The organism is Fibrobacterota bacterium, from assembly GCA_019509785.1.
In the GTDB taxonomy this organism is placed as follows: domain Bacteria; phylum Fibrobacterota; class Fibrobacteria; order UBA11236; family UBA11236; genus Chersky-265.
On sequence record JAEKLQ010000028.1, the window covers coordinates 52,612 to 76,954 of the forward strand.

At 62.7% G+C, this 24,343-nt stretch carries 23 protein-coding genes; 17 read left to right on the top strand and 6 right to left on the bottom strand.

Translation table 11 applies throughout. From position 1 onward, the window contains the following. Positions 1 to 18 precede the first annotated feature (18 nt). From JF616_06330 to JF616_06345, 4 genes are read right to left on the bottom strand one after another with little or no spacing between them, the layout of a single operon-like run. Positions 19 to 1,986, bottom strand: a complete 1,968-nt coding sequence (locus JF616_06330; GenBank protein MBW8887361.1) for a hypothetical protein — start codon at positions 1,984 to 1,986, stop codon at positions 19 to 21. Beyond that, positions 1,983 to 3,527 (bottom strand): caspase family protein, encoded by a 1,545-nt coding sequence (locus JF616_06335; protein MBW8887362.1) that lies wholly within the window; start codon positions 3,525 to 3,527, stop codon positions 1,983 to 1,985. The genes JF616_06330 and JF616_06335 overlap by 4 nt, the downstream gene beginning before the upstream one ends. Then, complete coding sequence (locus JF616_06340) at positions 3,524 to 4,261, bottom strand: zf-HC2 domain-containing protein (protein MBW8887363.1); 738 nt, start codon at positions 4,259 to 4,261, stop codon at positions 3,524 to 3,526. Before JF616_06340 ends, JF616_06335 begins: the two co-directional genes overlap by 4 nt. Beyond that, entirely contained in the window at positions 4,258 to 4,896 is a 639-nt protein-coding gene (locus JF616_06345) for an RNA polymerase sigma factor (protein MBW8887364.1), read from the bottom strand. Before JF616_06345 ends, JF616_06340 begins: the two co-directional genes overlap by 4 nt. 174 nt (positions 4,897 to 5,070) lie before the next feature. On the opposite strand from JF616_06345, the gene thrS reads away from it, so the two are divergent. The 4 genes from thrS to rplT all read left to right on the top strand — a co-directional run bounded on the left by thrS (position 5,071) and on the right by rplT (position 8,430). Next, a complete protein-coding gene (gene thrS / locus JF616_06350; GenBank protein MBW8887365.1) occupies positions 5,071 to 7,002 on the top strand; it encodes a threonine--tRNA ligase in 1,932 nt (643 codons plus the stop codon). A gap of 158 nt (positions 7,003 to 7,160) precedes the next feature. Then, the gene (locus JF616_06355; GenBank protein MBW8887366.1) at positions 7,161 to 7,823 is read left to right on the top strand and encodes a translation initiation factor IF-3; all 663 of its coding nucleotides are present in this window, start codon (positions 7,161 to 7,163) and stop codon (positions 7,821 to 7,823) included. Between the two features lie 30 nt (positions 7,824 to 7,853). After that, on the top strand, positions 7,854 to 8,054 hold the full coding sequence (gene rpmI, locus JF616_06360; GenBank protein MBW8887367.1) for a 50S ribosomal protein L35: 201 nt from the start codon (positions 7,854 to 7,856) through the stop codon (positions 8,052 to 8,054). Between the two features lie 25 nt (positions 8,055 to 8,079). Next, positions 8,080 to 8,430: a 50S ribosomal protein L20 gene (gene rplT, locus JF616_06365; GenBank protein MBW8887368.1), complete on the top strand. Its 351-nt coding sequence runs from the start codon at positions 8,080 to 8,082 to the stop codon at positions 8,428 to 8,430. Positions 8,431 to 8,486: 56 nt separating this feature from the next. Here rplT and JF616_06370 read toward each other — a convergent pair whose 3' ends face one another. Then, the gene (locus tag JF616_06370) at positions 8,487 to 9,560 is read right to left on the bottom strand and encodes a hypothetical protein (GenBank protein MBW8887369.1); all 1,074 of its coding nucleotides are present in this window, start codon (positions 9,558 to 9,560) and stop codon (positions 8,487 to 8,489) included. 80 nt (positions 9,561 to 9,640) lie between these two features. Next, the gene (locus JF616_06375) at positions 9,641 to 10,384 is read right to left on the bottom strand and encodes an ABC transporter ATP-binding protein (GenBank protein MBW8887370.1); all 744 of its coding nucleotides are present in this window, start codon (positions 10,382 to 10,384) and stop codon (positions 9,641 to 9,643) included. A gap of 199 nt (positions 10,385 to 10,583) precedes the next feature. On the opposite strand from JF616_06375, the gene pheS reads away from it, so the two are divergent. The 13 genes from pheS (at position 10,584) to JF616_06440 (ending at position 24,285) form a co-directional block, all read left to right on the top strand. Then, entirely contained in the window at positions 10,584 to 11,627 is a 1,044-nt protein-coding gene (gene pheS / locus JF616_06380) for a phenylalanine--tRNA ligase subunit alpha (protein ID MBW8887371.1), read from the top strand. A 112-nt stretch (positions 11,628 to 11,739) separates the two neighbouring features. After that, positions 11,740 to 14,313, top strand: coding sequence for a phenylalanine--tRNA ligase subunit beta (locus JF616_06385; protein ID MBW8887372.1), 2,574 nt, complete (start codon positions 11,740 to 11,742; stop codon positions 14,311 to 14,313). Between the two features lie 100 nt (positions 14,314 to 14,413). After that, positions 14,414 to 14,680, top strand: coding sequence for a cell division protein ZapB (zapB, locus tag JF616_06390; protein MBW8887373.1), 267 nt, complete (start codon positions 14,414 to 14,416; stop codon positions 14,678 to 14,680). 115 nt (positions 14,681 to 14,795) lie between these two features. Further along, positions 14,796 to 15,101 (top strand): cell division protein ZapA, encoded by a 306-nt coding sequence (locus JF616_06395; GenBank protein MBW8887374.1) that lies wholly within the window; start codon positions 14,796 to 14,798, stop codon positions 15,099 to 15,101. 295 nt (positions 15,102 to 15,396) lie between these two features. After that, the gene (locus tag JF616_06400; GenBank protein ID MBW8887375.1) at positions 15,397 to 16,296 is read left to right on the top strand and encodes a bifunctional 5,10-methylene-tetrahydrofolate dehydrogenase/5,10-methylene-tetrahydrofolate cyclohydrolase; all 900 of its coding nucleotides are present in this window, start codon (positions 15,397 to 15,399) and stop codon (positions 16,294 to 16,296) included. A 112-nt stretch (positions 16,297 to 16,408) separates the two neighbouring features. Continuing rightward, on the top strand, positions 16,409 to 17,299 hold the full coding sequence (locus JF616_06405; protein ID MBW8887376.1) for a polyprenyl synthetase family protein: 891 nt from the start codon (positions 16,409 to 16,411) through the stop codon (positions 17,297 to 17,299). 4 nt (positions 17,300 to 17,303) lie between these two features. Continuing rightward, positions 17,304 to 19,196, top strand: a complete 1,893-nt coding sequence (locus JF616_06410) for a 1-deoxy-D-xylulose-5-phosphate synthase (GenBank protein MBW8887377.1) — start codon at positions 17,304 to 17,306, stop codon at positions 19,194 to 19,196. A 3-nt stretch (positions 19,197 to 19,199) separates the two neighbouring features. Further along, positions 19,200 to 20,738 (top strand): hypothetical protein, encoded by a 1,539-nt coding sequence (locus JF616_06415; protein ID MBW8887378.1) that lies wholly within the window; start codon positions 19,200 to 19,202, stop codon positions 20,736 to 20,738. A 30-nt stretch (positions 20,739 to 20,768) separates the two neighbouring features. Next, on the top strand, positions 20,769 to 21,362 hold the full coding sequence (locus JF616_06420) for a rhomboid family intramembrane serine protease (GenBank protein ID MBW8887379.1): 594 nt from the start codon (positions 20,769 to 20,771) through the stop codon (positions 21,360 to 21,362). A 130-nt stretch (positions 21,363 to 21,492) separates the two neighbouring features. After that, the gene (locus tag JF616_06425; protein ID MBW8887380.1) at positions 21,493 to 21,858 is read left to right on the top strand and encodes a CoA-binding protein; all 366 of its coding nucleotides are present in this window, start codon (positions 21,493 to 21,495) and stop codon (positions 21,856 to 21,858) included. 147 nt (positions 21,859 to 22,005) lie between these two features. Beyond that, positions 22,006 to 22,716, top strand: coding sequence for a hypothetical protein (locus JF616_06430; protein MBW8887381.1), 711 nt, complete (start codon positions 22,006 to 22,008; stop codon positions 22,714 to 22,716). Between the two features lie 37 nt (positions 22,717 to 22,753). Next, on the top strand, positions 22,754 to 23,599 hold the full coding sequence (locus tag JF616_06435; protein ID MBW8887382.1) for a M48 family metalloprotease: 846 nt from the start codon (positions 22,754 to 22,756) through the stop codon (positions 23,597 to 23,599). After that, entirely contained in the window at positions 23,596 to 24,285 is a 690-nt protein-coding gene (locus JF616_06440) for an HAD family hydrolase (GenBank protein MBW8887383.1), read from the top strand. The genes JF616_06435 and JF616_06440 overlap by 4 nt, the downstream gene beginning before the upstream one ends. Positions 24,286 to 24,343: the final 58 nt, after the last annotated feature.

The following is a 24,343-nucleotide window of genomic DNA, read 5'->3' on the forward strand; positions in this document are numbered from 1 at the left end:
AGGCGGATACGGATCCGATCAGAAAGAAGAGAAACGCAAAGCATCGCCATCGGAGACCAGTACGGTCCGCGATGCCGGATCCAAGGCGATGGATCGCCCCGGCCTCGCGCCCGGCACCGGAAGACGTCCGAGGGTCTCCCGGGAGAAGGGGGCGAATACCAGCAAGGAATCGTTTTCGGCGGAAGTCGCGAAAGCATATCCCCCGAAGAGCCCGCTGGCATCGGCGGCGAGGCGATCAATGGGCGTCGCGGCATCGATGGAATCCGCCGGGCTTAAGTCCGCGTGGAATCCCCGTAGCCACCGCGATCCCGGCGACGACCCTCCGACATAGAGCAGGCCGCCCACCCATGCCAGATCGTCCACTTCGCCTTCGGAAAGATCCCGCGCCGCTTTCACCTTACCGTCCGCTTTCCCGATCAGCAACACATGCCCCCGCACGTTCGGCGCGTTCCCCTCCACCGCGTAATACCCGCCGGGCCCGGAGACCAGTTTGGGCGATCGACTCTCCGGCTGCGCCCCGTCCCATCCGTAACCTTTCAAGGTATCGATCTCCAACAGGGAGAGATCGGCGGCGAGGAAGCGGGCGAGGGCCAAGGTTCCATCGCTTAGACGACCTAAGGTAAGCAAGTGGGCCCCATCACGCAAGAGACCGCCCGGTTGCAGTGTGACGGGCACCACACTCTGGACCGGCGAAGTCCTCCACGCGGCGATGCGGCCGATGCGGTTGGCATCCGGATACGAAATATACAGCGCGTCGCTATCAGCCAGCATTTCTCCGGCATCGAAATATTCGGCAGTTAGGGAATCGCCATCATTATTGGCCAAGTCGATCGTTTTTTCGAGAACGGGAGGTCGGGTATCCATCCGGACAAGGTACGCCTTGCCCGCCTGGTTGAACGGGGTCGACATTACGACGGCGTAGCCGGCCGCTACCGCGACGGAACGGATCTCGCGCTTATCGCCCAAATCGATGGTCCGGAAGGACCCGACGGGGGGAATCGCGGTCACGAAGCGGCTTACCGGGCCGGACACGAGGCGAAGCGTGTCCAGCTTCCCGATGCGATCCACCCCTGAAAAGCGCGCGTAGTAGGCAGCCGGAAGGGCTTCATTCACGGCGATGGCATAACTCCCGTCCTCGCCGGTGAAGCCGGTATAGCCTTTTCCGAAATCCATCGGCTGGGTCGCCAGTTCCACCCGGATTGCGATTTGCGGAGCTCCCTCGCCCCAATCCACGACCTTACCGCGTAAGAACCGGGGACCTATCGTCAAGAGCACCCGTAGGCTGTCCAGCGGCGAACCGGCCGAATCCAGGACGACATATGCCGTGTCATGTCCCACGGGAAGGCTCCAGGTTCGGCATACGACCCGCAGGACCGAATCGCGGCCGGGCGCGGCGGAATCGCCCCCGGAAGATTCCCATGCGGCTTGGATCCAGTCTTCCGAGGTTCTGGCGGTGATTCGGAAAGCCGGCATGTCGCTAACGCGCATCGAGCCGGGGATGCTGTCCACCACATCCAAATCCCGGCCTTGGAAATGGGGACGCACGTAGGGAGGTGGCGGGTGCAGCGTGTCGGGTGGGGGCGGCGGAGGTTTCGTCGTATCCTTCGCCACGCAGGTGTCCGTCACCACCCCCATCGTCTCGCCGCCGCGCGACTTCCGCTCGACGAAACAGTTGCCCCGATCGCGCCGATAGCCGCGTACGACGTACACGAGGTTGCGACTGCCGTCCGCCGCGCCCACGCCCAGGCTTTCCGGCGATGCCAACGGCCCTTTCCATAAAAGGACCACCAGGCGGGAGTCCTCCGCGTCTTCGAGCCAGACCTCAACGGAATCGAAGCGCTCCAGCGAATCCCCCCGAAGGGCGGCACGCGCATCGTAGGCATCTTCGGGGCGGACCAAGGGCTGCTGCAGAAGGCAACCCCATAGCGCGGCCCCGGCGGCGGCGAACATGAGAATGCGGATCCCGGCCCGGATGGCTGCCTTCATGGCCCGAACCTTAAGGAAAAGGATACCGGGAAGGCGGCGACGCGATCCAATCCGCCTCCCGCCGTGCGGCTGAAGAACCATCCCGCCCCGGCGGAGACCGTGGCCGCGAATCCGGATCCCAGGGCGCGCTCCAGCCCTAAGGCCGCGAAACTACCCAGCAGATCCGCGCGCGGCAACTCCGACCCGTTCACCTCCTGCCCGATGGACCAGTATTCCGCCCGCGGGCCGAGGAAGATCGATCCCGCCCTGGAGTAACTCCAATAATACCGTACCTCGCCCGATACCCCCAGCCCGCCCTGCTCCAGGCGGCCGCCCTCGCCCATGGCGGCGGACTTCGCGAGGTACAGGCCCGCCAAGCCCGCTCCCCAAGGCCCGACGTTCCCCATCAGCCCGGCCTCCAGGGCCAAAGCCGATCGCCCGCGCCCCGGAAAGGCCGGATACCACCGGGGCTGGGCCGCGATCTGCATGGGATCCCGCGAGGCGAAGGCCTGCGGATAGCTCCGGAAGCCGCCCTTGGCCCCCGGTTGCTCCCGTCCTGCCGGCCGGAAATCCTCCGGGCCCAAGGCGGCGCTCTTGCCGCGGCGGAGATCGGCGAATCCCACTTCGCTCCGTCCCCGGTAGATGAGGTAGGCCGAACGCGGCAGCGCCAGCTTAACCCCTTCCGGATCCGAAAGGCGGAACTCGGCGACCTGGGTCCCGTCTTCGGCTTGCAGGATCCGGTATTCGTCCGCGGGCATCCCCTGCAAGGTCAGGAAGGCTTGGCCCAGTTCCAGGCGCGTAAGCACTACGTTGTCCGAGCCGCGCGCTTGCACGTCGAATCCGGGCGTTTGCACCGTCCCCTTGTCCCCGGCCAAGCGCCGCCGCAAGGAGGCTTGCGTGAAGGCGTACGCTTCCCACAAGGTGATTTTCCCGTCGCGATCGAAATCGGCCGCGCCGCGCAATGCGGTGACGAAGAAATGCGTGAACAACGATCCCTGCAACTCTTTGCTTTCCTGGGACAGCTCCCCGGCGGAACTGGAGGTCAGGATGGCGGACCCGTTTACGCTCAGTTCGTCCCGGTAGCGGATGGGAACGGGATCGGCCAGGCCCGCGCCCTTGGCTTGGATCAGGGATCCGCTGAAACAGGCATCGGCGACCAGGAGCTTGAAGTCCGCTTCCAGGCCGGCGAAATACTCGCGGACTTCCGAGAGAGGCAGGCTCGCGCCTTCCATATGCAAGGCCTCGTCCGATCCATGGCCGGAAAAGTAGAGGAGGATCTGGCACTTGCGGCCTTGGCCTTTCAGGGCCTTCACCCGCTCGCGGATGGACTTCAAGGCCAGCCGGACCTTGTCCACGTCCGCATCGAGCAACAGGGTTCCGGAGCCCTTGTCCAAGCCTCCCAATTGCGATAGCGCGGAAAAGACCTGCTCCGCATCCCGGGTGGCGTAGCTCAGGGTCTTTTCATCGGAAAGCCCCTGGTTATCGCCGACCACCAGGGCCAGCCGATCGAGGCCGCAGGCGGGCAAGCTGAGTCCCAGGACCCCGGCTGCCAACCACTTCATGGGGAATTCAAAAGCAAGAAGGGACGCATATGCAATCCGGCGACGGCTTTGCCTTCGGCCTGCGCCCGCGCGGCTCGGGAATCGAAGGTTCCGTAAGACCATATGCAATAGAGACGTTCGCGTTGCCACCCACGTTCCAAAATAAGGCTATGGGGCAGGTTTTCGCCTCGGGGGTTTCCTAGCGGCCGGCCTTGGCCTTCGTCCATATAGGTTTGCAAGGCGCCTTCGTCGTCGCGGTAGAGGACGGCGAAATGGACCGGTCTATCCGCGATTATGCCCAATTGCAGGGTGTCTCCCGGCTTGCAGGCCACGCTATCGCCGGAGGCCCGGCCGTTCACGAACAAATGGAATTCGGCCGAGCCCTTGGCCGACAAATCCGAGGGCGAAGGGGTCCAGGGAACGCGTAGGGCCACGATGGCCAGGATCAGGAGGGCGGCGATTGCGATGGCGGGCCGGGGGGAGAGCGAATCCCAAAACGCCCGCAATGCGCTTTTCGCGGGGGCCCTGGCCGACCGGGCCCGGCGCGTGGCCGAGAAGTATTCCCAGCTCGGGTATTTCGCCGCGAAAGCATCCCGCGCGGCCGTCGCTTCGCGCAACTTCGCGGCGCAGTCCGGACAGGCTTGCACGTGGCTTTCCAAGGCGGACCGATCCGCCGGCGAGGCTTCCCCGGCCAGGAATTCCGCCAGGGCGAGGCGCGACGGATGCGGTCCCGTGGATGCGTGGATAGGCTTCACCGGTAGCGCTCCATCTTCGCCTTGAAGGCGGTCACCTTGCGATGGATGGTCGTGCGCGAGATGCCGAGCTTCTCAACCACCTCTTCCTGCGTCAACCCTTCCAAGTAGAGCAGGAAAACGATTTCCACGGTTTCCCGATCGGCTTCCCGGGTGATGCGCTCCACCAAAAGGCATGCGTCCATATGTTCTTCCGGGGAAGCGTGCAGCATCTCCTCGAAATCCGGGACGCCGGCCCCGTCCACCTCGAATTTCCGTTTGCGGAACAATTGGATGCATTCGTTCACGGCGATACGGTAGATCCAGGAGTAGATGCGGCTTTGTCCCTTGAACCCGGCGAGGTTTTGCTGGACCTTGATGAACACCTGGTTGACCATGTCCTCCGCGTCTTCCTTATTGCGGACGTACTTCATGCAAACCCAATAGATCGACGCGGCGTATTTGCGATATAACGCGCCTATCTCGACGCTGGCTTCCGGCTCCTCGGGGGACTCCGCCGCCCGCATGGCCGGAAGGGATTCGTCTTTATGTCCGGGCGTTTCGGGACCGATGGAAAAGGCATGCAAAAGCCGGCGGGACAAGCGCAGAAGCTTGCCTATGGCCTTGCCCTGTCCACCGATCCAGACGGCGCTTATCATTTGGATGCGCTAGCTCCCGGGATTGTTCCGCGCTTGCGCAAAAGGCCCGCGGCGGATGCGCCAAAGCTACTTAAAATCGGGGGGCGAACCGCATTCCGTCGTAGAGCGCCATTTGAGCCCGGTCCCCATTCTTTTTAATTTCCGAGGTTTCGGCCAACCCGGGAGTTAGACGCCGTGCCCAACATCAAGGTCACCCTGCCCAACGATTCCGTCCTCGAAGTCGAGGCCGGATCTACCATCCTCGACGTGGTCAAGAAAATCGGCCCCGGTCTGGCCAAGAGCGCTATCGCCGCCATTTACAATGGTAAGGAAATGGATTTGTCCCGCACCCTCCATGAGGACGGGTCCTTGCGCGTGCTTACCACCCAGAATCCCGAGGCCCTGGAGATCATCCGCCATTCCACCGCGCATCTCATGGCCATGGCGGTTACCGAATTGTTCCCCGGCACCATGCTGACCATCGGGCCGGTGATCGAGAACGGCTTCTACTACGATTTCGATTCGCCCCACAAGTTCAGCCCGGAGGATTTCCCCGTCATCGAGGAGAAGATGCGGGAATTGGCCAAGAAGGATTTCCCGGTGGTCCGTTCCGTCAAGCCCCGCTCCGAGGCCATCGCCTATTACAAGGACCCCGCCCATCGCGAGCCCTACAAGGTCGAGATGATGGAAGAGTGGACGGACGATACCGTTTCCTTCTACCAGCAGGGCCCCTTCGGCGACTTGTGCCGCGGTCCGCACGTGCCCTCGACCGGCAAGCTTGGCCATTTCAAGCTGCTCTCGGTGGCCGGCGCCTATTGGCGCGGCGATGAGAAGCGCCCCATGCTGCAGCGTATCTACGCAACCGCTTTCACCAACAAGGAAGACCTGGAAAAGCATCTCTTCATGCTTGACGAGGCCAAAAAGCGCGATCACCGCAAGCTGGGCCGGGAGTTGAACTATTTCCATCTCGAGGAAGGTTCGCCCGGGATGGTCTTCTGGCATGCGCGCGGCTGGCGCCTTTACGTGAAGCTCATGGATTACATCCGCGCCAAGCTGAATCGCAAGGGCTATGTCGAAGTGCGGACCCCCGAGATCGTGGACAAGCAGATCTTCGTGAAGAGCGGGCACGTGGCGAATTATTCGCATAATATGTTCTTCACCGAGAGCGAGAACCGCGAGTACGCCATTAAGCCCATGAACTGCCCCTGCCACGTGGAAGTATTCAAGCAAGGCATGAAGTCGTTCCGCGATTTGCCCATCCGCATGGCCGAGTTCGGCAAATGCCATCGCAACGAACTGGCCGGCACCATGCACGGCCTCATGCGCGTGCGCGGCTTCACCCAGGACGATGCGCACATCTTCTGCACCAAGGATCAGATCGCGTCCGAGGTCGCCGACTTCTGCGGGCTCCTGCACGAGGTCTACGCCGATTTCGGATTCTCGGATATCATCGTCAAGCTGGCCGATCGTCCCACGCCGGACAAGCGCGTCGGGACCGACGCCGACTGGGACATGGCGGAAGAAGCCTTGCGCGAAGCTTGCCGACGGGCCAAGCTGGAGTTCGTGATGAACCCGGGCGACGGCGCCTTCTATGGGCCCAAGCTCGAGTTCACCCTGAAGGATTCCTTGGGCCGCCATTGGCAATGCGGAACCATCCAGGTGGACTTCAATACCGCCGAACGCTTGGGCGGCGAATACGTGGGTTCGGACGGGGGCAAGCAGGCTCCCGTCATGCTGCATCGGGCCGTGTTCGGATCCTTGGAACGCTTCATCGCCATCCTGATGGAAAATTTCGCCGGCGATTTGCCCTTATGGATAAATCCCCAACAAATCCGTATCCTGCCGGTCTCGGAAAAGTTCCTGGACTATAGCCGGATGATTAACGAGCGCTTCCTGGATGCCGGAATGATATCGGAAGTGGACGAGCGGAACGACAAAATCGGGTTCAAGATCCGGGAAGGTGAACGGGAAAAGGTCCCTTACCTGGTGATTTTGGGGGAAAAAGAGCAGCAATCCGGCAAAATCACCCTGCGGAAGCGGAAAATCGGGGACTTGGGCGCCTTTTCCTTAGACGAAGCCTTGGAAAAAATTAAATTGGAAGTTTCCTCTAAAGGGGTGGAGCCTTAAAACGGTTCGACTTCCCGGGAATGGGACCGGCAGGGAATTCTATCCGCCAGGTCCCCGCCTCCCTAAAAGAGTCCCAAGGGTTCTTAAGAGGCGAAGTTAGGTTCAGCGAAAGGTAAAGATTGCAGAGACGACCGTTTTTCAGCGCCCCCAAAGAAACCATCCGCATCAACGAACATATCCGCACCTATGAGGTGCGAGTCATCGACGCCGATGGGAAACAGCTCGGGGTGCTCACGGTTCCGGCCGCCTTGGAAAGAGCCAAGGAGCGGGGCCTCGACCTGGTTGAAGTGAGCCCTACCGCCCAGCCTCCGGTTTGCCGGATCATGGATTTCGGCAAGTACAAATACGAAATCTCCAAAAAGGCAAAGGCATCCAAGGCCAAGCAGCACGTCATCAAGGTCAAGGAGATCAAGTTCCATCCCAAGACGGGAGAAAATGACTATAATTACCGCCTCGTTCAGGCGAAAGAATTCCTGGAAAAGGGATTCAAGGTCAAGGCTACGGTGGTTTTCCGTGGCCGCGAAATGGCCCACATCGAATTCGGGGCCCGCTGGCTCAAGAAGATGACGGTGGATCTGAACGGGATCGGTCAGGCGGAAACGGGCTCCATCCAGGAAGGCCGTAACGTCACGACGATTTTCGCGCCGGTGAAGCACCATGTGCAGCCTGTCGCCAAGCCTAAGGTTCCCGGAGTACCGGGAGCCGCTCCCGCGCCTGCGGGGGCTAAGCCTGCGGCGGAAGCGGATGGGGTTGCGGCGCCAGAGGTTGCCAAACCCGCTCCCGGCGAAAGCAAGGCAGCGGCTCCGGCCAACCAGGCCTGAGACTAGAGAATTTCGAAGGAGAGGTATCCAGTGCCGAAGATGAAGACCCACAGCGGAGCCAAGAAGCGGTTCAAAGTCACCGCCACCGGCAAGCTGAAGCGCAAGGGCGCGAACAAGAACCACATCATGGGCAAGAAGAAGCCCGAGATGAAGCGCCGCCAGGGCGGCGCCTTTTACGTGGGCCCCACCGAAGCGCCGCGCATGAAGCGCCTGCTCGCCATCGGCGGCTGAGCGCATAGAGTTTTAGGAGTAAGCCATGCCCAGAAGTAAACCAAGTGTAGCCTCACGCGCGCGTCGCAAGAAAATCCTCAAGCGCGCCAAGGGTTTCTACGGACGCCGCAAGTCCAATCTCAAGCTCGCGAAGGAAGCGGTCGACAAGTCCCGCAAATTCGCGACCGAACATCGTCACGATAAGAAGTCGGCTTACCGCAGCCTGTGGACCGTGCGCATCAACGCCGCGGCCCGCGAGCTCGGGACCACTTACTCGCGTCTGATCTCGGGCCTCAAGAAGGCCGCCATCAGCCTCGATCGCAAGATCCTGGCCGACCTGGCCCTGTCCGATTCCTCCGCCTTCGCCAAGGTGGTGGAAGCCGCGAAGGCCAAGTAAGCGGAGCATCCATCGCTTTGGAAAGCCGGGGTCCCTAAAGGATCCCGGCTTTTCGTTTATCCGGCCATGCGCATGTTGACGGCCGCAGCCCCCGCGGCGCAAGCCCCGGCCAAGGCAACCCCGTAGCCGGGGAACATGAACAGGACGCCCGCGATGCCCAGATATCCCGCGGCCAGCATCCCCTGGGCCCCCTCGCCGCGGCCGCGCACGTAGCCGTCGTTCACGATCAGGCATGCGAAGGCGAAGGCGGATAAAGCCATCTGCCAAACCGATTGGGAACGCAGCGCCGCGCCGGCGCCCGAAAGCGATACGGCGCAACCGGCGTAATAGATAGGGAAGGGCGCGGCCAGAAGCAGCGCAAGCGCCCAGTCGCAACGGAAAAGGAAACGCCGCGGCGGGAACAGGTAGGCATGGGCGGCCGCGAAGGCATCGCAGGCGCCGCCCAAGCGGCGCGCCAGGCAGAGCGAAGCCATGCATCCGGCAAGGGCGAAGAAGCCGCACAGGAATAAATCCCCCGAGGCGCGGAAGGCCGCCGCGGCTCCCAGCACCAAGGCCGAGAGCAGGGCGGGAGCGAGGGGATCTTCGCGGATCACGTGAAGGGCCTTGCGCCCGAAGAGCCATCCGTAGGGCGCGGGAAGCCGGGAGGCCGCCTTGCGGGCAAGCGCGCCGGAAACGGAAAGCCAGGCGGATCCCGCTTTTCGCGTCCAGCGTTTTCCGTCGTCGGCGCGGCCATGGAAGGCGGCCCGCGAAGGCGGGAACCATCCGCGCGACACCGCCAGCCGGAAGGCCGCCCGCATCAGGAATGCTTCCAGGGCGATTCCGGCCAGGCCGGCGACGACGAAGACGGGCCGGCCCAAATGCGGGACCAGAATCGTTAGACCCGCCAACAGGGCGGCCATTCCCGATTGCGAGGCGATGCGATCGGCGGCCGATAATGCGAGCCTCTCGCGTTGGGAATAGCTGGCGCCCGCGACGAGATAGGCGTCGGGAAGCCGCGGCCGCCGCAACAGCCCGGCATAGCGGGAGTATTCGAAGCATTGCGCCCCGGCCGAGCCGATCAGGAGGAGCGCCAAAGCCAATATGCCGTGCCCATACCCATGGATACGTCCGTTGCCCCAATAGAAATCCATAGCGGTGAGAAATAATCCCAAACCAATGGCCGCAGCGGCCATCCGCAACCGTTCCTTCCCTTGCGGTAGCCGGGCCGTTTTCATAGGGCGAGACTGCGCATATAGAACGCCTCCAGGCCCCCGGCTCCGTTTTGCGAAGCGCGTAACGATTCCATCTCGCCTGCGAAGGCGATTTCGCCGGCCCGCATCAGGACCACGTCGTCGGCGACCTTTTCGGCGGCGTCCAAGGCATGCGACGAGACGAGGGCGCCCCTGCCTTCGGCCCGGCAGGCTTCCAACAAGCGCCTCAGATTGAGGACCGCGAGAGGATCCAGTCCGTCGAAGGGTTCGTCCAGGATGTGGAATGCCGGATCGCCTATGAAGGCCATTGCCAAGGAAACCTTCTTCGCCATGCCTTTGGAATATTCCGAACAGGTCCGGTCTTCCAGCCAAGATCCCAATTCGAAGCGATCGCGCAAGGGCGCCAAGGCCTCGCGGAAGCGGGCTTCGGGAAGCCCGCGGAATCCGGCCGCCATGCGGATCATCTCTTCGCCGGTAAGATGGGTTTCCAGGGCCGGCGCGTCGGGCATATACCCGATCCGGTTCTTGTGGAGGATCTCCCCGCGCGCCGGAAGCTGGCTTTCCCCGTCGATGCGGTATTCGCCGGCATAGCCCAGCAACTGCCCCGTGAGCAGGCGGATGAGCGTGCTCTTTCCCGCGCCGTTCTGGCCCATCAAGACGGTGATGCGGCCCGCGTCCATGGCCAGGTCGCATCCCCGCAGCGCCTCGGCCGCGCCGGGGGCGTAGCGGAAATGGATTCCGGATAAGCGTATCTGGGTCGTCATCGGTTTCTCCAAAGCGGGACGCCTTTTCGTATGCTGAAATCAAGCGTCCCGTCCGCGTCGGGTAATAGGTACAAAAACCCTTTGCGACGTTCCCGGCAGAAAACCCGGGGCTGACGCTTTCCCCGCGGCGCCTCCGCCCTTTTTATATTTCCGCAGGTTCAGCCGGGAGCCCCTCCGAATCATGCAACCCATACAAGACATCCGCGCCCGCCTGGACGCGGACTTGAACGCCTTGGAATCCCAGCTCGCCGCCGGCGGAAAAGGCTTAGCCAAGGCCTTCGAGGACGTGAAGGTCAAATACCAGGGGAAGAAAGGCGATATCTCCGGCCTGTTGCGCTCCATGGGCGCCTTGCCCGCCGAGCAGCGCCCCGGGTTCGGCAAGCTCGTCAACGACCTGCGCGATTATTCCGAGGAACGTTTTTCGGCCTTGCAGGCCCGTATCAAAGAAGCGGACATCGCCGGCAGCTTGGCCGGATCGACCTTGGATGCGACCCTGCCGGGCTATCGCGTGCCGCAGGGATCGTTGCATCCCATGTCCCAGGTGCGCGAGGAAATCATCGGCTTCTTCCAAGGCTTGGGATTCGAATTGGCGGGCGGCCCCGAAGTCGATAACGACTGGTACAACTTCGAAGCCCTGAACATTCCGCAGGATCATCCCTCGCGGGACATGCACGATACCTTCTACGTGGACGATCAGGTGGTCCTGCGCACGCATACCTCCAACGTGCAAGCGCATTACATGGAAACGCATCGGGAACCGCCCATCCGCATCATCGCCCCGGGCTTCGTCTACCGCGTGGACAACGACGCCACCCATTCGCCGATGTTCCAGCAGGTGGAATGCCTGGTGGTGGACAAGGGGATTTCCTTCGCCCACCTGAAGGGGACCCTCTTCCTTTGGGCCCGCCACATGTTCGGCGAGAAGACGACTATGCGGTTCAGGCCCAGCTATTTCCCTTTCACCGAGCCCTCGGCGGAGATGGACGTCTCCTGCTACTTCTGCGGAGGAACGGGCAAGCTGGCGGGGCAGCCCTGCCGCACTTGCAAGACCACGGGCTGGATCGAGATCGGCGGCTGCGGCAGCGTCGACCCCAACGTGTTCAACAAGCTGGGCTGGGATCCGGAAACCTATACCGGATTCGCCTTCGGCTTCGGTATCGATCGGATCACCATGCTGAAATGCGGCATTCCCGACATTTCTTATTTGACGAAGAACGACAATCGGTTTTTGAGGCAATTCTAAAAGAGGGTAAAGGGTACAGGGTACAGGGTATAGGGTTAAGATCGGGGCGATTTCCGATTTTCCTGTACCCTTAACCCTTAACCCTGTACCCCCCGAAGCCATAAAGGACAAAATGCTCGTCTCTCTGTACTGGATCAAGAAATACGTCGACCTCTCCGGCACCTCGGGCGAGGATCCGGACGAAGTGTCCAAGGCCCTTACTTCCCTCGGGCTCGAGGTCGAAGGCCTGACCCGCGTGGGCTCGGTCGCCGGAGTCGTTTCGGCCGAGGTGATCGAATGCGCGAAGCATCCCGAAGCCGACAAGCTCTCCGTATGCAAGGTAAGCGACGGGAGCGAGATCTATCCCGTGGTATGCGGGGCGCCCAACGTGGCCAAGGGCCAGAAGGTGCTCTTCGCCAAGGTGGGCGCGGAGATCCCGGGCAAAGGCGGAGAACCCGGTTTCAAAATCAAGAAGGCCAAGCTGCGCGGCCAGGATTCGCACGGGATGATCTGCGCCGAGGACGAGGTGGGATTGGGCGAATCGCATGACGGCATCCTGGTGTTGCCGCCGGAGACGCCGCTGGGCCTGCCCATGGAAAAGATCCCCGGCCTCTCGGACGTGATCCTGGAACTCAACGTGACCCCCAACCGGCCGGACGCCCTGTGCCATCTCGGCGTGGCCCGCGAGATCGCCGCCAAGTTCGGGAAACCGCTGCGTTACCCCTCGGAAGCCATCCATGAACGGGGCGCGCCCATCGTATCCCTGGTCGACATCGAGCTGCACGATCTGGTCGGTTGCACGAAGTACGTGGGCCGCGTGATCCAGGGGATCAAGGTGGGGCCCAGCCCCGATTGGCTGTCCAAGGCCCTCAAATCCATCGGCAAACGCAGCATCAACAACGTGGTCGATCTCACCAACTACGTGTTGTTCGAATTCGGCCAGCCTTCCCATGCCTTCGATCTGAACCGCATCCGCGGGAAGAAGGTGATCATCCGCAAGGGGAAGGCGGGCGAGAAGCTGACCACCCTCGACGGGGCGCAACGGGACATCGGCGAGGCCGACATGGTCATCGCCGACGCCGAAGGCCCGATGGTGCTGGCCGGGGTGATGGGCGGCAAGGATTCCGAAGTATCCGAGGCCACCACCGACGTTTTCCTGGAAGTCGCCTATTTCACTCCCGCCGTGGTCCGCCGCCAGGCCCGTCGCCATGGGCTTTCCAGCGATTCGTCCTACCGCTTCGAGCGCGGCATCGATCCCTTGCGCACCTCCGAGATCGCCGATTACCTCGCCGCCCTCATCGCGCGCTGGTGCGGCGGCGCGGGAGCGACGCCCGTCGTGGCCAAAGGCCGGCTGGAAAAGGCTTCCCCGGAGCATCCGTCTTCCCCGCGCCGCGTCTACCTGCGTCCCGCGCGCGCCGAGCTGCTGTTGGGGGCGTCCTTGTCGGCCGAAGAGTGCATGCGGCGGCTCCAATCCATCGAGCTAAAGGCCGGCGGCGCGCCCGCCGGGGGGACGCCAGGCGACGAACCGGCCCTGGTCCACGGACAGGTCGCCCTCGCCTTTTCCGTTCCCGGATTCCGCGGGGATCTGGAACGCGAAGTCGATCTCATCGAGGAGATCGCGCGCCTGGGGGATTATAACGCGATCCCCGTCACGCTTCCTTCCTTGCCCCTGGGGTTCAAGGCCCTGCCGCCCGCGGAGTCCTTGGCGCGCTCCCTGCGCCATCACCTGCGGGATGCCGGCCTGAACGAAACCTTGTCCCTGAGATTTTCCTCGCGCAAGGCGTTGGCGAAACTGGGTTTCCCCGCCGACGATGCGCGCATGGCCTGCGTGCCCCTGCGCAATCCCCTGAGCGAGGAATGGGAAATCCTCCCCACCTCCCCGCTCCCGTCCCTGTTGTCCTCGGCGGCATACAACCAGAACAATCAGGAGCGGAATATCCGCTTCTTCGAAATCGCCCGCTGCTTCTACCACCACCCCGAAGAGCGCACGGCGCGCTTGCCCGGGATCTGGGAAGAGGAGACCCTGGGCATCGTCCTGGCCGGGGATTGGCCGGATCGCCGGCCATGGAGCCTCGACGCCGCCGCGGCCGCGCCGGTGGAGTTCTTCCATCTCAAGGGCCTGCTGGAGAACGCCTTGGCGGCCCTGGGCCTCAGCGCCCGTTTCGGGAATCCCTCCGGCGAGGCCTGGTTGCATCCCGTGGAATCGGGCGCCATCTACGCCGAACTGGGCCAAGCGCCCGCCGGCGCCGGGGTCCTGTTCGGCCGCAAGCTCCCGTCCGCGGGGGAAACCCGCATCGGCGTTTTCGGCATCCTGCATCCGCGCGTGGCTTCCCAATTCGAATTGAAAGGCACGGTGCTGGCAGCCGAAGTTTCCATCTCCGGCCTGCTCGCCGCGGCCGGCCAACGCCCCAAGTTCAAGCCCTTCGGGAATTTCTCTTCCATGTCCCGGGACGTGAACCTGCTGGTCGACGAAGGCAAGGCCCATGGCGACATCCTGGCGCGCGTCCCGGCCCGCGTTCCCAACCTCATCGAAGCGCGGCTGAATAGCGTCTATCGCGGTACCGGGGTGCCCGATGGCAAAAAGGCGCTGCATTACACCTTTACCTATCGCAATGCCGAGCGTACCTTAACGGACGAAGAAGTGAACAAGGCGCAGGAAAAGGTCAATCGGGAGCTGGCCCAGGACGCGGGGATCGCGTTCAAATAGCGGTCGCAGCCGGGCAACCATTAAGTTAGGGACTCTAATAGACATGGCCCCGGCAGGAGTTTAGTTTTGCCTGTGCCCGCGGGCGCGGGAAGGAGCACAAATGGACTTCAGTCAATTCGACGCATTAGCCAACAAGGTGGAGCGTGCCGTATCCATCATCGACGGCCTGAAACAGGAGCGGGAGCATCTCCAGACGGAGTTGCATGCCGCCCTGGAACGGGCCGGGAATTTGGAGAAGGCGGTGGCGGCGAAGGATGAGGAATTGGCCGGGCTCCGCCATGAGATCGACGCCAAGTCGGACAATATCAACCTTGTCGGCGAGCGGATCCGGGACTTGGTGGGCCGGCTCGATACGGCCCTCGCCTGAAAAAGCCGGTATCGGCGGGGCACAAGGGCTGGCGGCTTTTCCGGCCCTGATGGTATATTAGGAACGATACGCCCGTCCCGGACAAGCGGGACGCGCGGTGGAGGCCGCATCCTCGATGGAACCAGTGGAACACTCCTACAAGGTCAACATCTGCGGCGAGACCTTCCAGGTCAAGTCCGATCAGCCTCCCCAGACGATAGAACGCGTCGCCGGATATTTGGATTTTAAGATCCGGGAGCTGGGCAAGGGCGGCATCAACGTGGACAAGTTCCGCGTGGTGGTCTTGGCCGCGATGAATCTGGCGGGGGAATTATTCGAACTCCGCGCCCAGGTCGAAGAGCACAATAAGCAGCAGGACAAAATCCAAGAGAAAGCGAGGTCGCTCAACGCGAGCCTGGATCGGGCCCTCAAGCCCGTCTGAAGGCTACAGCAGCGAGCCAGAAAAAGGCAACGAGTCCTGAAAAGAACTCCGTCGCGCGCTTCATGCGTCTCGGCCTTACAAACCTAGATCAACAAAATGGCATTTCTTTTCATCTAGCGCATGCCCCCAACTTCGGGCCCTCGCGGTCCGATGCACGAGGGGAAGCGCGAACTGGAAGGGGTCCATTAATCCTTTGATCACAAGGTCCGAGAACAATGGGCGGTAAGCCGACGGAGTTTCTTATTTCCCCCCGCGGGCGACTGGCCCGCAAGACCCCTTTTCTACCTTTGCCCGCATGGCCCAGCTCATCGACGGCAAGAAGGTTTCCCTCGACATCCGCAACGCCCTGAAGCCCCGCGTGGCCGCTTTGATCGCCCAAGGCATGCGTCCCGGATTGTCGGTGACCCTGGTGGGGGAAGATCCCGCCTCGGTCTCCTACGTCAACGGCAAGGATGCGGCGGCCAAGGAGGTCGGCATCCAGGCTTGGACCCACCGCTTGCCGGCTTCGATCTCCGAAGGGGAGTTGACCGAGCATCTGCTCCGGCAGAACGAAGACCCGGCCGTGCATGGGATCCTGCTCCAGTTGCCCTTGCCCGGGCGCTTGCCCTCCGAGAAGTTGCTCGATCTCATTTCCGCCAAGAAGGACGTGGATGGTTTCCATCCCATCAGCCTGGGGAATCTCATGCTGGGTCGTCCCGGGTTCCGGCCCTGCACCCCTTGGGGCGTGCAGGAGCTGCTGCGCGCGTATAACCTCAGCCCCGAAGGCAAGCACGTGGTGGTGGCGGGCCGATCCAATATCGTCGGCAAGCCCGTAGCCAACATTCTGCTCCAGAAGGAGCCTTTCGCGAACGCCACGGTCACCATCTGCCATACCGGGACCCCTGATCTCGCGCAGTATACCCGCCAGGCCGATTTCCTGATCGCGGCCATGGGCCGTCCCGGGACCATCACGGGCGACTTGGTGAAAGCCGGCGCCGTGGTAATCGACGTGGGAGTGAATCGGGTGAAGAGCGACAAGACCAAATCCGGATTCCGCCTGGTCGGCGACGTGGACTTCGAATCCGTATCCGCCAAGGCCGCATGGATCACGCCCGTGCCCGGCGGGGTGGGGCCCATGACCATCGCCATGCTCCTGAGCAATACGGTCCGGAGCGCGGAGATGACGGCGGCCGCGCGGGCCCCCCGGACACGCTGACTTCCGGATTTCCGGCCGGTTTTTGTATCTTTCCCAGGCCTGTCCCGGACCGATCCGGTACATTCAGGAACGATAAGCGGTCAATTCAGGAACCCTAAGCGGCCCAGGTAGCATGTCAGCCCCAAAGAACCAAATCGCCGTCACGGTCGAGGAGTACCTTAAGCAGGCTTCTTTGCGCGTGAACGCGGCCTTGGAGCGCCATCTGCCCCCCGAATCCGATGCCCCTGCCGACCTGCATAAGGCCGTGCGCTATTCCATCTTCGCGGGCGGCAAGCGCCTGCGTCCCGCCTTGGCTTTGGCTTCTTTCGAAGCCTGCCACGGGACCGGGGAAGCCGTCCTGCTGGCGGCCTGCGCCCTGGAGATGACGCATACCTTCTCCCTCATCCACGACGATCTGCCGTGCATGGATAACGACGACTTCCGCCGCGGCCGGCCGACCAACCACAAGGTTTTCGGAGAGGCCATCGCCATCCTGGCGGGGGACTCCCTCCTCGTATACGCCTTCGAGCTTTTGGCCAAGACCGGGAAACCCGAATGCATCGCGACCTTGGCCCGCGCCTTGGGAACCAAGGGAATGCTGGGCGGCCAAGTGGTGGATATCCAAAGCGAAGGCAAGAAAGTGGGCCTGGAGACCGTCAACTACATCCATAACCACAAGACCGCCGCCCTCCTGGAGGCCTCCCTGGTGATGGGCGCGCAACTCGCCGGCGCCGACGACGAAGTCATCGCCGGCCTGGGCGCCTTCGGCAACGGCATCGGCCTGGCTTTCCAAATCGTCGATGACGTGCTGGACCTGGAACAGACCACCGAAGCCTTGGGCAAAGACGCCGGCTCGGATCTGGCCAAGGGCAAAGCCACCTATCCGGCCGTGATCGGCATCCCCGCCTCCAAGGAACGGGCACGCCAGCTGATCGAAGAGGCCAAACTGGAATTGCGGAAGCTTCCCATCCAAGGAAGCACGCTGGAACTCATCGCCGATTACATCATTACCCGGGTGCACTGACCACATGCTGGAATCCATCCATTCGCCCGCCGACCTGCGCGGCCTATCCCTCGAGCAACTCAAGGCCCTGGCGGCGGAAATCCGCGAGACCATCGTGAGGCAAGTGGCCTCCAAGGGCGGCCATCTGGCCTCCAGCCTGGGCGCCGTCGAGCTGACGATAGCCCTGCACAAGGTTTACGAGACCCCCAAGGACAAGCTCATCTGGGATACCGGCCATCAGGCCTATCCGCATAAGCTGGTCACCGGCCGCTACAAGGAATTCCACACCCTGAAGCAATTCGGGGGATTGTCCGGCTTCCTCAAGCGCGAGGAAAGCGAATACGACGTGTTCGGCGCCGGCCATGCTTCGACTTCGTTGTCGGCGGCGCTCGGCATCGCCGCCGCCCGCACCCACCAGGGCAAGGACTTCGACGTTGTGGCCGTGATTGGCGATGGCGCCATGACGGGCGGCATGGTCTACGAGGCCCTCAACAACGCTGGCGAGACCGAAGAGAAGATCACCTTCGTCCTCAACGACAACAAGATGTCGATCGCCAAGAACCTGGGCGGCATCTCCAAGTACCTGAACCGCATCATCTCCAATCCGACCTACAACCGCCTCAAGGACGAGGTGTGGGATTTCACCGGCCGACTGCCGCGCGGCAAGGATTTGCAGAAGCTGGCCAGCAAGGTGGACGAAGGCCTCAAGAAGATTTTCCTGCCCGGCGGTTTCTTCGAGGATCTCGGCATCCGTTATTTCGGCCCCGTGGACGGCCATAACCTGGAAGGCCTGATCGAGATCTTCGAGGCCGTGAAGAAACGCCCTGGCCCGAACCTGGTCCACGTGGTGACCACCAAAGGATTTGGTTGGGACAAGTCCGAGGCGGACGCCATCAAGTGGCATGCCTCGAATCCCTTCGACATCGAATCCGGGAAGCCCAAGGCCGCCCCCGCCAAGACCCCCAGCTACACCCAGGTGTTCGGCGACGCCTTGCTCGAGATCGCCCGCCAGGACAAGCGCGTCCTCGCCATCACGGGCGCCATGCCCGAAGGCTGCGGCGTGAACATCATGGCCAAGGAAATGCCCAACCGCGTGTACGACGTGGGCATTGCCGAGCAATACGCGGTGACCTTCGCCGCCGGCCTCGCCTGCGAGGGCATGAAGCCGGTGGTGGCCATCTATTCCACCTTCCTGCAACGCGCCATCGATCAGGTCATCCACGACGTGGCCATCCAGGAATTGAACGTGATCTTCGCCATCGACCGCGCCGGACTGGTGGGCCTCGACGGGCCGACCCATCATGGCGCCATGGACCTTTCCTACTTGGGGATGATCCCGGGCATGGTCATCATGGCCCCGTCGGACGAGAAGGAATTGCGCAACATGCTATGGACGGCCGTCCAATACGACGACGGCCCCGTCGCGTTGCGTTATCCGCGCGGCAGCGCCTTCAGGCCGGACGAAAAGCTTCCTTTCGAAAAGATCCCCCTCGGAAAGCCCAATACCCTTCAGGAAGGCGAGGACCTCCTGATCCTTGCTTTGGGCAATATGGTCGCTCCCGCCAAGAAGGCGGCGGAACTGTTGGCCAAGGACGGCGTGCACCCGACCGTGGTGGACGCGCGCTTCGCCAAGCCTCTCGACCGCGCCGTCTACGGCGAACTCCTTTCCCGCCATCGCCACGTATTGACCCTGGAGGACAACGTCCCCATGGGTGGATATGGCCAGGCGGTCGCCCTGCTCATGACCGAGCTGGGCATTACCGATCGCAATCTGCGGCATATCAGCCTGCCGGATGAATTCGTCACCCATGGCGAGATCCCGGTGCTGCACAAGATCCTGGGCATGGACGCCGACGGCATCCATAAGAAGGCCCTGGAAATGCTTGGGCAAACCTCCCTGCAACCCAAGACGCGGTAACAAATGTCCGACAAACCCAGCCATAACGGCGGAGCCGATGACTCCGACGGCGATTTCGACTTGTCGGGCTTTAAGCCCGGATCCTCCGATGCGGCCGCTGCCAAGCCGGCCAAGGCCCAAAAGCCCCCGCTTCGGGGGCCGCCCTCGTCCCAGGATGCGGCGACGCCCGCCGGCCCGAAGATCAAAGGCAGTTTCCCCAAGAGCGGCCCGCGCGCGGTCCGCTCGATAGGGGACGTACCCCGCGAAGGCGGATCGGATGCGAAGGGTCCGGGCGCCAAGGGTCCGCGTCCGGCCGGACGCGGTTTCCGTCCCGCGGATGTGCCTCCCAGCCGAGGCGCGGGCGTCCCCCGCGGCCCGCGCACGAATTCCCGCGACGCCGATGCGTCCCGATCCACGCGCCGTTTCGATGCCCCCGGCGGTTCCAAGTTCGCCCCGCGCGGCCAAGGCCCAGGCGGCTCGCGCCCCGAAGGCCAAGCTTCCGGCGGCCATTCCCCGCGCAACGAGTCCCGCGATTTCCGCCGTCCCGACGCACCGCGCGATCGCGCTCCCGGCGGCCCGAGCGCCGGCACCGGCCCTAGAGGTCCGGGCGCAGGAGCCGGAGGCTATAAAGGCCCGCGCGAGTTCGGACCGCGTACCGGCGAATACCAGAAGCGCGCCCCGGGCGCAGGTGGCCCCCAAAGCGGTGGCGGCCCCCGGGATGGGGGCTTCAGAGCCCCCCGCAGCTTTCCCCCCGCGGGACCGCGTACCATCGAACGGGTGGCCGGCAGCGGGGATCATAAGCCCGTGCATCCGGACATCAAGCCTGCTTTGCCGCTCAAGACCGATAAGGGGCGTTGGAAGGAAAGCCGCTTCCTGTTGGAGGGAGCCAAGAACATCGCCGATGCGTTGGCCATTTCTTCCGGCATCATCCAGGCCGCGTACATCACCGAGGAATTCGACGACAAGGATCTCGCCGCCCTTCTGAAGAAGAACCGCGTGCAGGTGATGCAGGTGACCGCCGAGGAATTGAAGGTCCTGAGCGATGCCGAGACGCCCCAGCCCATCATCGCGGTCGCCAATTTCGCGGCCTTGAAGCCGGACTGGGCCACCGCGCGTTACGTGACCTTATGCGACGCCGTGCAGGATCCCGGCAACGTGGGGGCCATCTTGCGGACATCGCTGGCCTTGGGGATGGACGCGGTGGTATTGGGTAAAGGCTGCTGCGACGCCTATAATCCCAAGGTGGTCCGTTCCTCGGTGGGCGCCTTGTTGCAACTGCCCTTCGAGACCGGCGAGGATCTGCAAAGCAAAATGGAATTCCTCCGCCAGAAGGGGTTCACCATCGTGGCGACCTCTTCGCATGCGCCGATTACCTTGGATCAAGCCAAGGTGCGCAAGAAGGTGGCCCTCATCATGGGCAACGAAGGCGCGGGCACGGGCGCGACCTACCTGGACATGGCCGATACGGTGGTGAAGATCCCCCTCAAGAACAAGGTGGAGTCCCTCAACGTCTCGGTGGCCCACGGTATCTTGTCTTACCAGCTCATGCACGGCCGCGCCTAGGCCGGGCGCCCCGGATGGCCTGAGCGCCCGATGGCGAAAACCAAACTCCCTCTCAGGCCGGCGTGGAATTCCCCCGTCGTCTTGTCCTTCGCCCTGGCGGCCTGCCTCATCATGGCGGCCGACAACCTGGCGCATGGGCGTTTCACCCCGACCTTCTTCGCGACCTATCCCGGTTTCCATTGGACCGATCCCCTGTTCTATTTCCGCCTGGTTTCCCACGTGCTGGGCCATAAGAACTGGGCCCATCTCACCGCCAATTTCTCCGTCATCCTGCTGATAGGGCCGCTCATCGAAGAGAAGTACGGATCGGGCCGGCTGCTGAAGATGATGTTGATTACCGCCCTGGTCACCGGCATCCTCAACGCGGCCTTTTTCTCGACCGGGCTTTTGGGGGCCAGCGGCCTGGCCTTCATGATGATCCTGCTTTCGTCCTTCACCAATCACCGGGACGGGGAACTCCCGCTCACCTTCGTCCTGGTGGTGTTGCTCTTCCTGGCCAAGGAAGTGGCCAACGCCTTCAATCACGACGACATCTCGCAATTCGCGCATATCATCGGCGGAATATGCGGCAGCCTTTTCGGTTTCCTGAAGGGAACGGGCCGCGGCGGGAAGGCGGCCGCCTGACGTCTGGAGGCGGGCCTAAACGGGCGAGAGGGTAAAGGGTTTAGGGTGAAGGGTATGAAATCCGCATTCACCTTAACCCTTTACCCTTAACCCTGTACCCTCTCATCTTCGACCTTCTTATCTTCCTCTTATGCCCCATTCCGTCGCCATCCTGGGGGCCTCCGACAAACCGGATCGCTACAGCAACATGCTGATCAAACGCTTGCGGGGCAAAGGGCATACCGTGTATCCCGTCAATCCCGCCTTGAAGGCCATCGAGGGCTTGCCCGTCTACCGGAACCTGGCTGAAATACCCGCCGGGGCCGATGTGCTTTCGATCTATATGAACGCCAAGCGCAGCTCCGAGATCGCCGATGCCATCGTAGCCAGCGGCATCCCCCGGGTGATCTTCAATCCCGGGGCGGAAAACCCCGGCTTGGCGGAACGCCTCTCCGCAGCCGGCGTGGAAGTCGAAGAAGCCTGCTCCCTGGTCCTGTCCGGCCTCGGGCAAATCTGATCCCGCTTCCGCGCTTTAGGCCCCCGCATTCCGGCGGCGGCAAACCCATTTAGCGGACCCATTCCCTGGCCCAACTTATGTAGATTTCCGCACGATCTGCGATGCCGCGGGCCATGAACCGCGGCGCGGCGGTCCCATGGGAGACTCTTGCTGGAGTGGTTGTCGGAAATCGATCGGGCGGACAAGCTGGTGCCCGATCTCGCCCTCTACGCTTTCAGCCTGCTTTCCTTCGCGTTCATCCCCGCGCATTTCGGCCGCAAGGTTTGGCTCCTGGTGGGCTGGTTCCTGGCCCTCAACCTCGCCTTTCTCCTGGGCATCTGGGACTATCTCGATTGGCAGGGGCCCACTTTTTTCATCGTCTGCGGGCAATTGCCCTGGATCCTTTTCGTCGCCGACCTGCTTTTCAAAGGCCGGCTCGCGCCCAAGGTCCTGGCCATACCCATGCGCGAGCTCCTGCTCTGGCAGATCACGCGCCTGATGGGCGTGCATTTCATCCTCGCCATCTACGGCGGCTTCGCGCCGGATGAATTCGGGCTGCAAGTCGGCTTCAGCGAAATCCTCACCGGGCTGGGCGCGTTAGGGCTGTACCTCGCCAATCGCCCCGATCGAGGATGGTACCGCACCTTGTTGATCTTCTGGAACACCTACGGCCTTACTTCGGTGCTCTCGGCCGAGTACAAGATTTTCCTGGCCAATCCGAAACTGCCATTTACGCGGTATTCCCGCGAAATCTTCCAATACATGATCTCCTACCCCCAAAATTGGGTTTATTGTTTCTGGTTCCCGATCGCCATCGGCATCCATGCGGCGGTCTTTTACAAAATGTACCAGGCCCGGAGCCGCGTGCAGGCGGCCTGAGGGCCCTTGGCCCGCATCCGGGCCGCAAGGAGTGAAAATGCGTTTCCCCATCCATCGGTTATTGCTTCCCATCGCCGCCGTCCTCGTGTTTTCGCTGTGCTCTTGCGATCTCTTCGGCGCTACCGGCGCCCTGCTCATTTCCGAGAACGACGAGTCGCGCCTGGGTTTTACCTTCGATTCCACCTTGTCGCAAACCGATTCGGGCAAAGCGGCCTACCCCATCTTCGCGCCCAAGAGCGCCGATAGCGCGCTGGCGCGGGATTACGTGGTGAACCTCGCCAACGAAATCCTCAATGCCATCCCCAAGGACGATAAGCCCGGCTACGCTTTCAAGTTCACCCTGGTCGACAAGAACATCATCAACGCCTTCGCGGTACCGGGGGGATACGTCTATATCTACACCGGCATCATCAAGAACATGAAGGACGAATCCGAGCTGGCCTGCGTGCTGGGCCACGAGATCACCCACGTGACGCACCATCATTACCGGGACGCCATGGCCAAGGAGGCGGGCCTTTCCTTATTGCTCCAGGCTTTGCTGGGCAATAACTCCGGCCAGTTGACCCAGTTGGTCGGGCAAACCCTCGGCCAGTTGGCGGTGCTCAAGGTGTCGCGCGACAACGAGTCGGAAGCGGATCATTACGGGACAGAATACGCGGGCAACGTGGGCCGCAATCCCCTGGGCGTCGCCAAATTCTTCGGCCGCATGCCCCCGGAAGGATTGGCGGCCATGGCATCCACCCATCCCGCCCCCGAGACGCGCGTGGCCGACGTGCAAGACGAGGTGCAAAGCTCGCCTTCCTTGAAGGCGCTGGCCGCCGATAGCGCGGTCACCAATTATACCAGCCGCTTCCTGCAGGCCACGGCGGTCCTGCGGAAGTGACCGAGAACCCGTCGCAGGCCGGGTTCTTGCCGGTTCCCCGGCCCCCGACGCTGATCGGCCTCGATTTCGACGGCGTGATCATGGATTCCATGGGCCTCAAGCTCGACTCTTACTGCTACGCCTTCGCCGGCGAGGGCTTCGCCCGCGAAGACGTCCGCCGCCTGCAATTGGCTTCGGCGGGCCTATCGCGCTTCAAGACCATTCCCTTCATGTACCAGTCCCTTACGGGCAAGCCGATGTCCGCCGAGGCGGCCGCCCGCGCCGTCGATCGCTTCCGGGAGCATGACGAGGCGAGCCGGGAGAAAATGCGCCTCATGGCAGGGGCGCGGGAATTCCTGGAAGCGGCCAGGGCCTGCGGCATTCCCATGATCATCGTCACGGGAACCCCCCAAGAGGTCATTGAACGGACCCTCGAGCATTTTTCCCTACGGGGATTTTTCGCCCAGGTGCACGGATCCCCGGGAAGCAAGCCCGAGCATTTGACCCGCTTGGCGAAGGAAGCCGGGGCCGACCCCGCCCGCTGCCTGTATGTCGGGGATGCGATCATGGATCAAGAGGCCGCGCAGTCGGCCGGCATGGCCTTCGCCGGCGTGGATAATGGGGATCATCCGTTCCGGGCCGAGGGCCTGTCCGTGGAAGTCCGCGGACTAGGGGAATTGATCCCCTTCCTCCAATTGCCGGAATGAATGGTCGCGCCCGGAAATCGGCGCGGAAAAGGAGTAGTCGGATCCGGACGCTGAAACC

Coding starts and splice junctions, on each gene's coding strand:
- JF616_06330 (MBW8887361.1), bottom strand. CDS start 1,986: ATGAAGGCAGCCATCCGGGCCGGGATCCGCATTCTCATGTTCGCCGCC.
- JF616_06335 (MBW8887362.1), bottom strand. CDS start 3,527: ATGAAGTGGTTGGCAGCCGGGGTCCTGGGACTCAGCTTGCCCGCCTGC.
- JF616_06345 (MBW8887364.1), bottom strand. CDS start 4,896: ATGATAAGCGCCGTCTGGATCGGTGGACAGGGCAAGGCCATAGGCAAG.
- rplT (MBW8887368.1), top strand. CDS start 8,080: ATGCCCAGAAGTAAACCAAGTGTAGCCTCACGCGCGCGTCGCAAGAAA.
- JF616_06370 (MBW8887369.1), bottom strand. CDS start 9,560: ATGGATTTCTATTGGGGCAACGGACGTATCCATGGGTATGGGCACGGC.
- JF616_06375 (MBW8887370.1), bottom strand. CDS start 10,384: ATGACGACCCAGATACGCTTATCCGGAATCCATTTCCGCTACGCCCCC.
- JF616_06385 (MBW8887372.1), top strand. CDS start 11,740: ATGCTCGTCTCTCTGTACTGGATCAAGAAATACGTCGACCTCTCCGGC.
- zapB (MBW8887373.1), top strand. CDS start 14,414: ATGGACTTCAGTCAATTCGACGCATTAGCCAACAAGGTGGAGCGTGCC.
- JF616_06395 (MBW8887374.1), top strand. CDS start 14,796: ATGGAACCAGTGGAACACTCCTACAAGGTCAACATCTGCGGCGAGACC.
- JF616_06400 (MBW8887375.1), top strand. CDS start 15,397: ATGGCCCAGCTCATCGACGGCAAGAAGGTTTCCCTCGACATCCGCAAC.
- JF616_06405 (MBW8887376.1), top strand. CDS start 16,409: ATGTCAGCCCCAAAGAACCAAATCGCCGTCACGGTCGAGGAGTACCTT.
- JF616_06410 (MBW8887377.1), top strand. CDS start 17,304: ATGCTGGAATCCATCCATTCGCCCGCCGACCTGCGCGGCCTATCCCTC.
- JF616_06415 (MBW8887378.1), top strand. CDS start 19,200: ATGTCCGACAAACCCAGCCATAACGGCGGAGCCGATGACTCCGACGGC.
- JF616_06420 (MBW8887379.1), top strand. CDS start 20,769: ATGGCGAAAACCAAACTCCCTCTCAGGCCGGCGTGGAATTCCCCCGTC.
- JF616_06425 (MBW8887380.1), top strand. CDS start 21,493: ATGCCCCATTCCGTCGCCATCCTGGGGGCCTCCGACAAACCGGATCGC.
- JF616_06435 (MBW8887382.1), top strand. CDS start 22,754: ATGCGTTTCCCCATCCATCGGTTATTGCTTCCCATCGCCGCCGTCCTC.